The sequence below is a fragment of the Herbaspirillum lusitanum P6-12 genome (genome assembly GCF_000256565.1).
GTDB lineage: Bacteria > Pseudomonadota > Gammaproteobacteria > Burkholderiales > Burkholderiaceae_D > Herbaspirillum > Herbaspirillum lusitanum.
On sequence record NZ_AJHH01000483.1, the window covers coordinates 1 to 13,328 of the forward strand.

General features: G+C 59.4%; 13 protein-coding genes and 1 pseudogene. 13 read left to right on the forward strand and 1 reads right to left on the reverse strand.

Translation table 11 applies throughout. The annotated features are described in order from the left end of the window. The 9 genes and pseudogenes from zapE to rlmD all read left to right on the forward strand — a co-directional run. Window positions 1–519: cell division protein ZapE (zapE, locus tag HLUSI_RS0116160; protein WP_016834962.1), on the forward strand; the 519-nt coding region annotated here is incomplete at its 5' end. A 17-nt stretch (window positions 520–536) separates the two neighbouring features. Then, a complete protein-coding gene (locus HLUSI_RS0116165) occupies window positions 537–1,316 on the forward strand; it encodes a hypothetical protein (RefSeq protein ID WP_029363606.1) in 780 nt (259 codons plus the stop codon). 168 nt (window positions 1,317–1,484) lie between these two features. After that, the gene (locus HLUSI_RS0116170; RefSeq protein WP_081768826.1) at window positions 1,485–1,691 is read left to right on the forward strand and encodes a YdcH family protein; all 207 of its coding nucleotides are present in this window, start codon (window positions 1,485–1,487) and stop codon (window positions 1,689–1,691) included. Window positions 1,692–1,842: 151 nt separating this feature from the next. Further along, window positions 1,843–3,864: an ATP-dependent DNA helicase gene (locus HLUSI_RS0116175; RefSeq protein ID WP_016834965.1), complete on the forward strand. Its 2,022-nt coding sequence runs from the start codon at window positions 1,843–1,845 to the stop codon at window positions 3,862–3,864. A gap of 199 nt (window positions 3,865–4,063) precedes the next feature. Continuing rightward, window positions 4,064–4,801 (forward strand): 5'/3'-nucleotidase SurE, encoded by a 738-nt coding sequence (gene surE, locus HLUSI_RS0116185; protein WP_016834967.1) that lies wholly within the window; start codon window positions 4,064–4,066, stop codon window positions 4,799–4,801. After that, window positions 4,798–5,712, forward strand: a complete 915-nt coding sequence (locus tag HLUSI_RS0116190) for a protein-L-isoaspartate(D-aspartate) O-methyltransferase (protein WP_016834968.1) — start codon at window positions 4,798–4,800, stop codon at window positions 5,710–5,712. Before surE ends, HLUSI_RS0116190 begins: the two co-directional genes overlap by 4 nt. 123 nt (window positions 5,713–5,835) lie before the next feature. After that, window positions 5,836–6,668: pseudogene (locus HLUSI_RS29035) on the forward strand (peptidoglycan DD-metalloendopeptidase family protein). Window positions 6,669–6,671: 3 nt separating this feature from the next. Then, window positions 6,672–7,703: an RNA polymerase sigma factor RpoS gene (gene rpoS / locus HLUSI_RS0116200; RefSeq protein WP_029363608.1), complete on the forward strand. Its 1,032-nt coding sequence runs from the start codon at window positions 6,672–6,674 to the stop codon at window positions 7,701–7,703. Between the two features lie 76 nt (window positions 7,704–7,779). After that, a complete protein-coding gene (gene rlmD / locus HLUSI_RS0116205) occupies window positions 7,780–9,138 on the forward strand; it encodes a 23S rRNA (uracil(1939)-C(5))-methyltransferase RlmD (protein WP_016834970.1) in 1,359 nt (452 codons plus the stop codon). 72 nt (window positions 9,139–9,210) lie between these two features. Here the strand turns inward: rlmD and HLUSI_RS0116210 are convergent, their stop codons facing one another. Then, complete coding sequence (locus HLUSI_RS0116210; protein ID WP_016834971.1) at window positions 9,211–9,903, reverse strand: Bax inhibitor-1/YccA family protein; 693 nt, start codon at window positions 9,901–9,903, stop codon at window positions 9,211–9,213. A gap of 225 nt (window positions 9,904–10,128) precedes the next feature. Here HLUSI_RS0116210 and ndk point away from each other — a divergent pair, with 225 nt between their 5' ends. The 4 genes from ndk to HLUSI_RS0116230 form a co-directional block, all read left to right on the forward strand. After that, the gene (gene ndk / locus HLUSI_RS0116215; protein WP_016834972.1) at window positions 10,129–10,554 is read left to right on the forward strand and encodes a nucleoside-diphosphate kinase; all 426 of its coding nucleotides are present in this window, start codon (window positions 10,129–10,131) and stop codon (window positions 10,552–10,554) included. 67 nt (window positions 10,555–10,621) lie between these two features. After that, window positions 10,622–11,803, forward strand: coding sequence for a dual-specificity RNA methyltransferase RlmN (rlmN, locus tag HLUSI_RS0116220; protein ID WP_016834973.1), 1,182 nt, complete (start codon window positions 10,622–10,624; stop codon window positions 11,801–11,803). Beyond that, the gene (gene pilW, locus HLUSI_RS0116225) at window positions 11,800–12,618 is read left to right on the forward strand and encodes a type IV pilus biogenesis/stability protein PilW (protein ID WP_016834974.1); all 819 of its coding nucleotides are present in this window, start codon (window positions 11,800–11,802) and stop codon (window positions 12,616–12,618) included. Before rlmN ends, pilW begins: the two co-directional genes overlap by 4 nt. A gap of 82 nt (window positions 12,619–12,700) precedes the next feature. Then, a partial coding sequence (locus tag HLUSI_RS0116230) for a helix-turn-helix domain-containing protein (protein ID WP_162098079.1) occupies window positions 12,701–13,328 on the forward strand: 628 nt, incomplete at its 3' end.

Sequence of the window (13,328 nt, forward strand, 5' to 3'; positions counted from 1 at the left end):
ACGGCCGGCGTCGATTACCGCAAGCGCGCGCTGGAGCAGGTCAGGATTTACCACACGCCGCTCAATGCCGCCACCGACAGCGAGTTGCGCGAGGCGTTTGCCGCCGTCGCCGAAACCGCCGACGAAGACACGCGCGTGCACATCGAAGCGCGGGAGATCCGCGCCTTGCGCCGCGCGGGCAGCGCCATCTGGTTCGATTTCGCCACCTTGTGCGGAGGCCCGCGTTCGCAGAACGATTATCTCGAAATCGCCAGTCGCTTCCAGACCGTGATCCTGTCCGGCATCCCGCGCATGTCCGCGGCGATGTCGTCGGAAGCGCGTCGCTTCACCTGGTTGATCGATGTGTTCTACGATCACAAGGTCAAGCTCATCATGTCGGCCGAAGTCGAGCCGGAAGAACTCTATACGGAAGGCATGCTGGCAAATGAATTCCACCGCACGGTTTCACGTATCATTGAGATGCAATCGCGCGAGTACATGGATTCCGAACGCCGTCTCGCTGCCGACAAGCTTGCTTGATTATGGATAAGGGTTACATGCAATCATTTTTTCAGAAGACCTGCCGCGTTCCAGCCGCAATGCTGGTGCTGGCAGTCGCCGGGCTGACGCTACCCCTGCTTGCCGCTGCCGAGCCGGCGCCTTACGGGACGCCCGGCAAGCCGGCATTCAACGAGCGCTATCCGTCGGGTTCGATTCGTTCGACGGACGAAGCCGACGAGATCCTGGCGGAGGCTGACAAGGAACGCCTCATCATCGAAGACCAATACATCGCCGAACAGCGCGACTGCTACAAGAAGTTCTTTGTGGCAGCTTGCCTGGACGGTGCCAAGGAACGCAATCGCGTTGCCGGCAAGCAGGTGCGTGACGTGGAAGTCGAGGCCAATGCTTACAAGCGCCAGGCCAAGGCCGATGATCGTGACAAATCGCTGGCCGAGCAGCGCGTCAAGGACGAGCAGGATTCTGCGCGCCGCGCCGCCGATCAAAAGGAGCGCGACGCCGCCGCTGCGCGCAAGGTGCAGGAGAGCGCAGCCAAGCAGCAACAAGTCAAGGAACGCGAGCAGCAAAGCGAAGGCAAGGAAGATGCGCGCGTGAAGGCGCACGATGCGCAGCTGCGCGAGAAACAGGCAGCAGATGCCGCCAAAGCACCGCAACGCCAGGCCAATGAAAAGGCCTACCAGGAGAAGGTCAAGGCGGCCGAAGTGCATCGCAAGGAAGTCGAGACCAACAAGGCGGAGAAAGATCGCGAGCGTGCCGCCAAGCAACAGCAGGCGCCGGCTTCCGGACTGCCCGCCGCGGATCCGAACCAGCCCAGGTAGTCCGGCCGCGGTCGCTTGCTTTTGCAGCGAGCGGCGCAGCCGACAACGATTGTTGACCTGCGGCAGGTGGATTACACTGTGTACAGTTCTTTTTTAGCAGCGGCGGCGTGCAATCTGCAATCTGCAACCCGCTGCAACCTCCAGCCGTTTTTGCACCAAGAAGCCGACATGACAATGACGCACCGCGAAGATATACAGCGCCGTATTATCGAACTGGAAGTGGAACATCGCGATCTGGACGCCGTGATCGACCTGCTTTCACGCGAAGTGCGTCATGAGGAATTACAATTGCGTCGTTTGAAGAAGCGCAAGTTGCAATTGAAGGACCACATCATGTTGCTGAAAATGCAATTGATCCCCGATATTCCAGCCTGAATCAATGGTGCGTTTCAGCCGCTTTTGATCGGTTTCATTCGCAGCATCCATTCCCGTTGTCATGATCTTGCCGGGACGGCAACGTCGTTGGCGACGGCATGGCATCCCACATTTTTCAGTTCAGGTTTAACCTCTTTACAGGCATGAGTCAGTGAGTTCCATCGAAGATACCGCCGCATCCGTTCCACAGGGTATCCATGATGCCGAGGTTGAGCGACTGTTCGGCGCCGGCGGTCCGCTGGGCGGGCAGGTCGGCAGTTATCGTCCGCGCCACGCCCAGACCGAAATGGCCAAGGCCATTGCCGAAGCGATTGCCGGTCAGAGCACCTTGATCGCCGAAGCCGGCACCGGCACCGGCAAGACCTTCGCCTATCTGGTCCCTGCGCTGCTGTGGGGCGGTAAGGTAATCGTCTCCACCGGCACCAAGAACTTGCAGGACCAGCTTTATCTGCGCGACATCCCGACCGTGCGCAAGGCTTTGAGCGCGCCCGTCTCGGTGGCGCTGTTGAAGGGGCGTTCCAACTACGTTTGCCATTTCCATCTCGAGCGCACGCTGCAGAACGGCCGCCTGACCGCGCGCGAGGATGTGGGCTATCTGCGCGAGATTTCGCGCTTCATGAAAACCACTTCCTCGGGCGACAAGGCCGAGTTGTCCAAGGTGCCGGAAAACGCGCTGATCTGGAACCTCGTGACGTCCACGCGCGACACCTGTTTCGGCGCCGAATGCCAGTACTACCAGGATTGCTTCGTCATGAAAGCGCGCAAGGAAGCGCAGCAGGCCGACGTGGTCGTGGTCAATCACCATTTGTTCTTCGCCGACGTGGCTTTGAAGGACACGGGCGTGGCCGAATTGCTGCCGACTGCCAATACCGTGATTTTCGACGAGGCGCATCAGTTGCCGGAAACCGCAACCATGTTCTTCGGCGACACCGTGTCGACGTCGCAGGTGCTGGAACTGTGCCGCGACGTGTTGGCCGAAGGCCTGTCGCATGCACGTGACGGCGCCGACTGGGCCAAGGTGGTGGCGCCGGTCGAGAAGGCGGCGCGCGACCTGCGGCTGGCTTTCCCGGAAGATATCGTGCGCCTGGCGGTCAATCAGATTGCGCCGTCAAGCGTGTTCTTCCCCGCGCTGGAAACCCTGCGCGACAACATGGATGGCATGATCGCCGTACTCGAAAAACAAGCCGAGCGCGCCGAGACCATCGAGCAATGCCGCACCCGTGCAATTGAATTGTCGCATCAGCTTGAAAAATGGAATGGCGCGCAAGACAAGGCCGCCAGCGAAGACGGGCAGACCTACGTATTGTGGGTCGAGGCATTCACCTCGTCGCTGCAACTGCATCGCACGCCGCTGTCGATCGCGCCGATTTTCAACAAGCAACGCGAAGGCGTGCCGCGCACGTGGATTTTCACCTCGGCTACGCTGGCGGTGAAAAACGATTTCCATCACTACACTTCGCAGATGGGGCTGTGGGACGAGCCGGCAAAATCGTGGCCGAGCCCGTTCGACTATGAGCAGCAAGGTTTGCTTTATGTGCCGAACAACCTGCCGCAGCCGAACTCCTACGAGTACACCGATGCCGTGATCGATGCGGCGCTGCCTGCCATCATTGCCGCCGGTGGGCGCACGTTCCTGCTGTGCACTACGATCCGTGCGGTCAATCGCGCCGCGGAGCGCCTGCGTGAAGAGTTCGAACAGCGCGGCCTGCCGTTTCCTCTGATGGTGCAGGGAGAAGCCGGTCGCACCGAATTGCTGGATCGTTTTCGCGCCTCCGGTAATGGCGTGCTGATCGGTAGCCAGAGTTTCTGGGAAGGCGTCGACGTGCGCGGCGATGCATTGTCGCTGGTGATCATCGACAAGTTGCCGTTTTCCCCGCCTGACGATCCGGTGTTGGCAGCACGTATTGCCGAGCTGGAGAAGAAGGGCCTCAATGGTTTTGTGCATCACCAGTTGCCGGCGGCGATCATCAACCTGAAGCAGGGCGCCGGTCGCCTGATCCGCGATGAGACCGATCGCGGCGTGCTGATGATCTGCGATCCGCGGCTGATCTCCAAGGGCTATGGCCGCCGCATCTGGCAAAGCCTGCCGCCGTTCAAACGCACCCGTGAAATCGGCATGGTGGAAGATTTCTTTGCACGCCGTGCGGCCTTGGCTGCCGCCGAGGAAAGCTGAATATGGCCTGGAATTGGTCGACGTGTCGGCGCGCGACCGCGTGATCCTGGCGGCGTTTGCCTGTCAGACCGTCAGCGAAACCGACTGACGTTGCTCCCGCTAAATACGTTTTTCTACAAGCCGGAAATGCCGCCATTTTTGCGTTGAAGCGTCGTATTTCTCCCTGAATCGAGCCCGGCGCTTCGGGTAAAATGGCGGGATGAAAATTCTCATCAGCAACGACGACGGTTACCTGGCTCCGGGCATCATTGCGCTGGCCGACGCCTTGTCCGCCATCGCCGACATCACCGTTGTCGCGCCCGACAGCAACCGCTCCGGCAGTTCCAACTCGCTGACGCTGGACCGGCCTCTGTGGGTTGAGCGTGCCGGCAACGGCTTTTACTACCTCAACGGCACGCCGTCCGACTGCGTGCACGTCGCGCTGACCGGTTTGCTGCCGGACCGTCCCGACCTGATCGTTTCCGGCATCAACCAAGGCCAGAACATGGGCGACGATACCTTGTATTCCGGCACCGTTGCCGCGGCGACCGAGGGTTTCCTGTTTGGCATCCCGGCCATCGCGTTTTCGCAATTGCACAAAGGCTGGGAGCATCTCGACAGCGCCGCGCGCGTTGCCCGTGAAGTGGTCGAGCGCCAGTTCGACGCCATCGCCAAACCGTATCTGCTGAACGTCAATATTCCCAACCTGCCGTATGCCGAACTCAAGTCCTGCGTAGCGACCCGACTGGGCAAGCGCCACATGTCGGAGCCGGTCTACAAGATGCGCGATCCGCACGGCAAGGACATCTACTGGATCGGCCCGCCGGGCGGCGTCAAGGATGCCGGCGAAGGCACCGACTTCCATGCGACCGCGAACGGCCACGTGTCGATCACTCCCTTGCGGATTGACCTGACGCACACCAGTCAGTTGGCCGACCTGAAGAAGGCGCTCGCATGACCGGTAAATCCAGCCGCTTCCCGCTGTCCTTGTCCTCCGTGGTGGAGAAGAAGGGCAAGGCCGCCTCCGGCGCACCTGCGCGCACCGTGGTGACGCCGCAAACGGCAACGCGCAATGCTGCACTGGACTCCGGTCGCCTGGCCGCGAAGGCGCAAGCCGCACGCGCTGCACAACATCCGGCGCCATCCTCGTCAGCCGGAAAGCCGGCCACGCCCGTCTCTCGCACTGCATTGCCGACGCCGATTGCCACCGCCAATCGCTCGGCGCCGCTGGTGTCCGAAGCGGTCCGCAAGGCCATGGTGGCGCGCGTGGCCAAGCAGGGCGTCAGCGATCAAAAGGTATTGGCGGCGATGGAGGCTGTGCCGCGCCACATGTTCATGGAGCCGGGATTGTCGAGCCAGGCCTACATCGACGCCTCGTTGCCGATCGGACATCACCAGACCATTTCCCAGCCCTACATCGTGGCGCGCATGATCGAGATCATGCGCGACAACAACAAGGGCAAGGCGCTCGAGCGCGTGCTGGAAATCGGCACCGGCTGCGGCTATCAGGCGGCCGTACTGTCGCTGGTCGCCAAAGAGGTGTACTCCATTGAACGCATCAAGCCCTTGCATGAACTGGCCAAGACCAATTTGCGGCCGCTTCGTATCGCCAACATCCGCTTGCATTACGGAGATGGTATGCTAGGCCTGCCGCAGGTGGCGCCGTTCGACGGCATCATTCTGGCGGCGGCCGGACTGGAAGTGCCGCAGGCGCTGCTGGAACAGCTGGCGATCGGCGGGCGCCTGGTGGCGCCGGTCGGGGGGCGTCAGCAGATGTTGCAGCTCATCGAACGTATCAGTAAATTCGAGTGGACCAGCGAAACCCTGGAAGAATGCCATTTCGTGCCGCTGCGTCCGGGCACGGTGTAACAAGAATAAAACAAGCTATTCAGAATACGGCGGCGAGCAGCTTTTTGCCTCGCCGGTCCCGATGAACTTCTCGCGCAGGACGCGGGTCAACGTTATCGTTGTACAAAATTTAATGTAATGAGCATGAAAAATAATCGTCTGGTCTGGTTGGGGATTGTCGTGAGTCTGCTGGCAGGGTGTTCTACTACGCCGCGCACTGCTGCACCTGTGGTGGAACGTACAACCAGCTCGGCCAAGCCGGCGGCGGATCCCGCCAAAAACGTGGCAACTGCAGCGGCGCGCCCTGAAGGAAAAGGTTATTACACGGTGAAGAAGGGCGATACGCTGTATCGCATCGCACTGGAATCGGGGCAGAGCTATCGCGACATCGTGGCCTGGAACAACCTGACCAATGCGAACGACATCAAAGTTGATCAAGTGCTGCGCGTCTCGCCACCTGACGGTGTTCAAACCGGCGCCGTGGTTGCGCCGGCGGCAGGGGCGTCAGGCATTGAGGTTCGTCCGTTGGGCGCGTCGTCTTCTGCGGGTGCTGCTCCCGCAGCGACCGGCACGGGCGCTGGCGCCAACAAGACCGGCCCGCGCGGCGACAAGCGAGCCTATTCGGACAGCACGCTGGCCGAGCTGGAAAAGCCGGACGCTGCCCCTTCGAGCGTATCGACGGCTCCGGCAGCAGCGCCTGCCGCCTCTGCAGCCCAGACTCCGGCCAAGGCCGAAGCGGCGCATCCGGCCGAGAAGCCGGCGGTTACGGCAACCTCGTGATCGTGAAGCATTCCAATAATCTCTTGTCGGCCTATGCGCACAACAAGACGATACTGGTGAAGGAAGGGCAAGCTGTAACCAAGGGGCAGAAGATTGCCGAGATGGGGAATTCGGATAGCGACAGCGTCAAGCTGCACTTCGAAATTCGCCAGCAAGGCAAGCCTGTCGACCCGTCGAAATACCTGCCGCCACGTTAGCGTATGAGCCCAAGCCCTCGCGATCACCTGCCAGACGACGAGTCCCGATCGGACGATCCGGTCGAGCCGTTGGAAACAGCCGACGATCTGGAAGTCATTGACGAGGGTGACGACGCTGAGGCTGAGGCCCAGGGCGAAGCAGAGGTCGTCGTTGTCGTCGAGGGAGTGGAAGAACTCAAGAAGGTGCTGGCAGCCGAGCTGTCCACCGACACCACCCAGCATTACCTCAACCAGATCGGCACCCGGCCGTTGTTGACTGCGCCGGAGGAATTGTATTTCGCCACGCTTGCCAAGCAGGGTGATTTCGCTTCACGCCAGAAGATGATCGAGCACAACCTGCGCCTGGTCGTGTCGATCGCCAAACACTACATCAACCGCGGCGTCGCCTTGCTCGACCTGATCGAGGAGGGCAATCTCGGCCTCATGCGCGCCATCGACAAGTTCGAGCCTGAGCGCGGTTTCCGTTTCTCGACCTACGCCACCTGGTGGATTCGCCAGAGCATCGAACGCGCCATCATGAATCAGGCGCGGACGGTGCGGCTGCCGGTGCACATGGTGCGCGAACTGAACCAGATTCTGCGGGCAAAATACCATCTGGAAGCGCAGCACCACGACGGCCGCGACGCCACTGCGGAAGACATCGCCCATCTGGTCGATCGTCCGGTCGAAGACGTGCAGGACGTGCTGGCGCTGTCCGAACATGCGGCTTCGCTCGACACCCCCCTCGATAACGATCCGCAGGCCAGTCTGATCGACCTGTTGCCGGGCTCGCTCGACGAGAGTCCCGATAGCAAAGCCGAATACCACGAAGTGTCGATACTGATCCGCGACTGGCTTAAAAATTTGCCGGACAAGCAACGCATCGTCATCACCCGGCGCTTCGGACTCGACAACGACGATCCTTCCACGCTGGAACAACTCGCTTCAGAAATGGGCATCACCCGCGAACGCGTGCGCCAGGTCCAGCAAGAAGCCCTGATCAAGCTCAAACGCAGCCTGCTGGCCCGTGGCGTCGGCAAGGACGCGCTGTTTTAGCTTCCCTCCGCCGACGGTATCGCAGACAATAGCGTTTTTGGTCTTTTGGCCGCGACGGTGGCCGCATCTATTTTCTATGCAGCAAAATATCATCAATATCAAAGCCCTCGATATGGACGGACGCGGCGTCGGTCATGTGGCGAACGAAGACGGCACCCAGGGCAAAGTGATTTTCGTCGAAGGCGCATTGCCCGGCGAGCAGGTCAGCTTCCAGTCTTACCGCAGGAAGCCGAAATGGGAGGCGGCCACCATGACCGCCTTGCATCGCGAATCATCCTTGCGCGTCAAGCCGCAATGCGATTACTTCGGTCTCTGCGGCGGCTGTGCCATGCAGCATCTGGAGCCGTCGGCGCAAGTCGCCATGAAGCAGCGCGTGCTCGAAGACAATCTCTGGCATCTCAGCAAACTCAAGGCGGAAACCATGTTGCGACCGATTTACGGGCCGACCTGGGGCTACCGCTATCGCGCGCGGATCTCGGTCAAGAACGTGGTCAAGAAGGGCACCGTGCTGGTTGGTTTCCATGAAAAGAAATCGCCGTTCGTCAGCGACATGAAGACGTGCGAAATCCTGCCGCCGCATGTCTCGGCAATGCTGATGCCGCTGCGCGCGCTGATCGGTTCGCTGAGCATCATCGACCGTCTTCCGCAAATTGAACTGGCCATCGGCGAGGGTGACAACGGAGTAAAAACCACGGTCATGGTCTTGCGCGTGATGGAGCCGCCAAGTGCCGACGACGAGCTCAAGCTCAAGGCTTTTGCCGACGAGCACAAGGTCGAATGGTGGTTGCAGCCGAAAGGTCCGGACACGGCGCATCCCTTCTATCCACCGCAATCGAACCTGCATTACACGCTGCCGGAATTCGGTATTCGCATGCCGTTCAAGCCCACCGATTTCACTCAGGTCAATCACCAGATCAACCGTGTACTGGTGGCCCGGGCCTTGCGCTTGCTCGATGTGCAGCCTGAGGATCGTGTCGCCGATTTATTTTGCGGTTTGGGCAATTTCACCTTGCCGATCGCCACATTGGCCAGGGAAGTCGTCGGCATCGAAGGCAGCACGGCCCTGACCGAGCGCGCCGCCGAGAATGCGAAGGTCAATGGGATTGCCGGCAAAACGGCGTTCTATTGCCGCAATCTGTTTGAGGCGACGACGGAAGATTTCATTGCGCTCGGCAAATTCGATCGTATGCTGATCGACCCGCCACGCGAAGGTGCGCTGGAAGTGTGCAAGGCAATTGCCGGTCTGGGCGCGCAGCATGCCCATCTGAAGCCCAGGCGCATCGTCTATGTATCCTGCAACCCGGCTACGCTGGCGCGTGATGCCGGTGAACTGGTCAACCTGGGCGGTTACCGCCTGACGCTGGCGGGCGTGGTCAACATGTTCCCGCACACGGCGCATGTGGAATCGATGGCGGTGTTCGATTTGGCGGATTGAGTTGTTCCGGCGACGCCACGAAAAAAGCCGACCAGAAGGTCGGCTTTTTCTTTGAAGCAATGCGCAGCGGCGTCAGTCGCGGTTGCCGCCGACGATGCCCAGAATCGAGAGCAGGTTGACGAACACGTTGTAGACGTCCAGGTAGATCGCCAAGGTGGCCGAAATGTAGTTGGTTTCGCCGCCGTTGATGACTTGTTGCACGTCAAACAGGATGTAAGCCGAGAAAATCGCGATCGCCACCACCGAAATGGTCAATTGCAGCGCCGGCAGTTGCAGGAAGATATTGGCCAGCGAGGCGACGATGATCACGAGTACGCCGGCAAACAGCCATTTGCTCATGCCCGAGAAGTCGCGCTTGGATACTGTCGCGACGGTTGCCATGACCCCGAAAATCAGTGCGGTGCCGCCGAATGCCGTCATGATCAATTGGGCGCCGTTGGAGAAGCCCAGCGTGTATTCGATCAAGCGCGACAGCATCAGGCCCATGAAGAAGGTGAAGCCGAGCAGGACGGCGACGCCCAAGCCGGAATTCTTGGTCTTTTCGATCGCGTAGAAGAAGCCGAAGGCCACGGCCATGAACACCACGAAACCGATCATCGGGCTACCGGCAAACAGGCTCAGATGCAATTGCACGCCCAGCCACGCGCCGAGCACGGTCGGGATCATCGACAATGCGAGCAGCCAGTAAGTATTGCGCAGCACGCGGTTGCGGGCCAAGGCGCCGGTATTCAGGTTTTCAAGTGTGTTTTGCGAGTAATTGTTCATTCGTCCTCCGGTAGCGTTAAATGCGAACAGAGCATAGCACGACGCTCACTGCATGAGACACCGCAGCAAGAGGGAAGTTCGTCCGCGGAAGTCGTTAAATTTTGTCAGTTTGCCATGCTTTATAGCGAATTAGGCTGATAAATAGTCGTTTCATGGTAGAATTAAAGGTTGATTGAATTGTTAATTAACAGCTTTAACCCTTTCTTTTTATTGGAGTTTTTACACATGGCAATTGAACGCACCCTGTCGATTATCAAACCGGACGCAGTTGCGAAAAACGTGATCGGTCAGATTTATACCCGTTTCGAAAACGCCGGCCTGAAAATCATCGCTGCGCGCATGATTCACTTGTCGCGTGCCGAAGCAGAAGGTTTCTACGCGGTTCACCGCGAGCGTCCATTCTTCAAGGATCTGGTTGACTTCATGGTCTCCGGTCCTGTGATCGTGCAAGCCCTGGAAGGCGAAAACGCGATCCTGAAGCATCGCGACCTGATGGGCGCAACCGATCCGAAGAAGGCAGAAAAAGGCACGATCCGCGCCGATTTCGCTGATTCGATCGACGCCAACGCAGTGCACGGTTCCGACGCAGCAGAAACAGCCAAGGTTGAAATCTCATATTTCTTCCCGGCGCTGAATATCTACTCGCGTTAATTTGTAGCAAGTTGTCCTTGATGTTTAGTGGTCTATGCATCAAGGTTAACGAAAAGTGGTACATGTCATGACAACAGCTCTCACCAATCTGCTGGATCTGGATCCCGCGCAACTCGTCGCTTATTGTGGCGAGTTGGGTGAGAAGCCGTTTCGCGCCAAACAATTGCAGCGTTGGATTCATCAATACGGCGTTGCCGATTTTGCCGAGATGACCGATCTCGCCAAGTCGCTGCGTGAAAAGCTGTCGACGCGGGCCCATGTGACCGCTCCGGCCATCATCAGCGACCATACTTCCACCGACGGCACCCGCAAATGGCTGGTGGATGTCGGCAACGGCAATGCCGTTGAAACCGTATTCATTCCCGAAGAAAACCGCGGCACCTTGTGCATTTCGACTCAGGCCGGCTGCGCGGTCAATTGCCGTTTCTGCTCGACCGGCAAGCAAGGCTTCAACCGTAACCTGAGCGTCGGCGAAATCATCGGCCAGTTGTGGATGGCCGAGTTCGAGTTGCGCAAGACCAAGGGTGTCGAAGCCGGTCCCAAAGGCGAGCGCCAGATCACCAACGTGGTGATGATGGGCATGGGCGAGCCTTTGCTGAATTTTGAACCTACCGTTACCGCTTTGAAGCTGATGCTCGACGATAACGCGTACGGCTTGTCGCGCCGCCGTGTAACGCTGTCAACCAGTGGCGTGGTGCCGATGATCGACAAGTTGTCGCAGGAATGCGCGGTGGCGCTGGCGGTGTCGCTGCATGCGTCCAACGATACGCTGCGCGACGGTCTGATTCCGCTGAACAAGAAATATCCGCTGCAAGAGTTGATGGCGGCGTGCAAGCGCTACCTCGAGTTTGCGCCGCGCGATTTTGTGACGTTCGAATATTGCATGCTGGACGGCGTCAACGACAGCGACGCACATGCGCGCGAATTGGTGGAATTGGTGCAGGGTGGCGGCGACGCCAAGGCCGCGGTGCCATGCAAGTTCAACCTGATTCCGTTCAATCCTTTCCCCGAGTCAGGATTGAAGCGTTCCCACAATCCTCGCATCAAGGCGTTTGCCCAGATCCTGATGGATGCCGGCATCGTTACAACCATTCGCAAGACGCGCGGCGACGATATCGACGCCGCCTGCGGTCAGCTGGCGGGCGAGGTCAAGGACCGCACCCGCGTGCAGGAACGCATGCAGAAAATGACTGAATACCAGCAAAAATTCGGTAAGGACTTTGGCCGCATCGTGGAGATCACCGGGTGAGGAAACGCTGGCAGAACAGTGTCATTGCCCTGCTGCTGGCACCTGCTTTGCTGCTGACCGGATGCGTTTCCTCCAAAATGGACAAAACTGCCGCCGGCGACAGCATGCCGGTATCGTCGTCCCGCGTGAATGTTCAGGCTGACGCCCGGAAACGCGCCGATATTCGTTTGCAACTGGCGATCGGTTACTACGAACAGCGCCAGTTTGCCGTGACGCTTGAAGAGGCCGATCTGGCATTGCAGGCGGTCCCTGATTTTGCCGAAGCCTACGGCATGCGCGCGCTGGCGCTTATGGAAATGGGCCGCAGCAGGCAAGCCGAGGCTGATTTTCTCCAGGCACTGAGGCTTTCGCCCGGCAATCCGGATTTCGCCAATAACTACGGTTGGTTCCTTTGCAACAATAGCCGTGCGGCCGAAGCAATACCGTACTTCGAGGCGGCAGTCGCACAGCCGACCTACCTCTCGCCGGGCAAGGCGCTTGCCAATGCCGGCGCATGCAGCCTGAAGTCGCAGAACGCCGCGGCGGCAGAACGGTATTTTGCGCGGGCATTCCAGTATGAGCCGGCCAGTCTGGCAACCAATGTGAATTTGACCAGGATTTACTTTGATCGAAGTGAGTTCGAGCGTGCGCGCTTTCACATCGGTCTGGCGGCAAAAAATGATGTCTTGAATGTCGATGCACTATGGCTAGCCATCAAGATTGAACGTAAACTAGGCAATCAATCAGCCGAAAATGAACTGGCGGCGCAATTGCGCCGTCGCTATCCGTCTTCGTCAGAATACGCGGCTTATCAACGTGGAGCATTTGATGAGTGATCAGCAGGGAAATGAAGCGCCAATCTCCGGTTTCGAATCGGGGACAGAAGAGGTAAGGCAAGTGGCATTACCCGGAGCGCTATTGGCAGCGCAACGTCAGGCCAAGGGATGGTCTGTGGAGCACGCCGCGAGTCAGTTGAAATTCGCCACGCGTCAGGTGATCGCGCTGGAGGGGGACAATTATGCCGCGTTGCCGGGCCCGGTCATCGTGCGCGGTTTTGTGCGCGCCTATGCCAAGTTGCTGGGGCTGGATGCCAACGCGCTGGTGGCATTGTTGCCGCAGGACGGTCTTGTACAAACCGGGCAGATAACGCCACAGCGCACACTGTCGACGCCTTTTTCGGAGTCGCCGCTGCCGTTGGGCAATCGCAGCAAGGTTTCGCCGGGTCTGGTAGTCGGCGGCGTACTGGTGGTATTGCTGGTCGGCGCTGCCGGCGTGATCCATCGCACCGATGCATTCAACGACGTGCCGCAACTGGCATGGTTGAAGCAGGGCGCCAGAACGGCCTCGGAAGAACCGGCTGCAGCGCCGGTGCAAGCCGATGTCCAGCAGGATTTGCCGCCTGAAGTACAGGATGGTTCCGACAAGAGCAAGCTCGAAAAGGTCGAGTCGGCCGTGACGAGTGCTGCCAGCTCCGCCAGTTCGGCGATTACCAATGTTTCCGAGCGCGTAGCCAGCGCGGTGGCGCCGAGCGCGCCGCAGCCGGCTG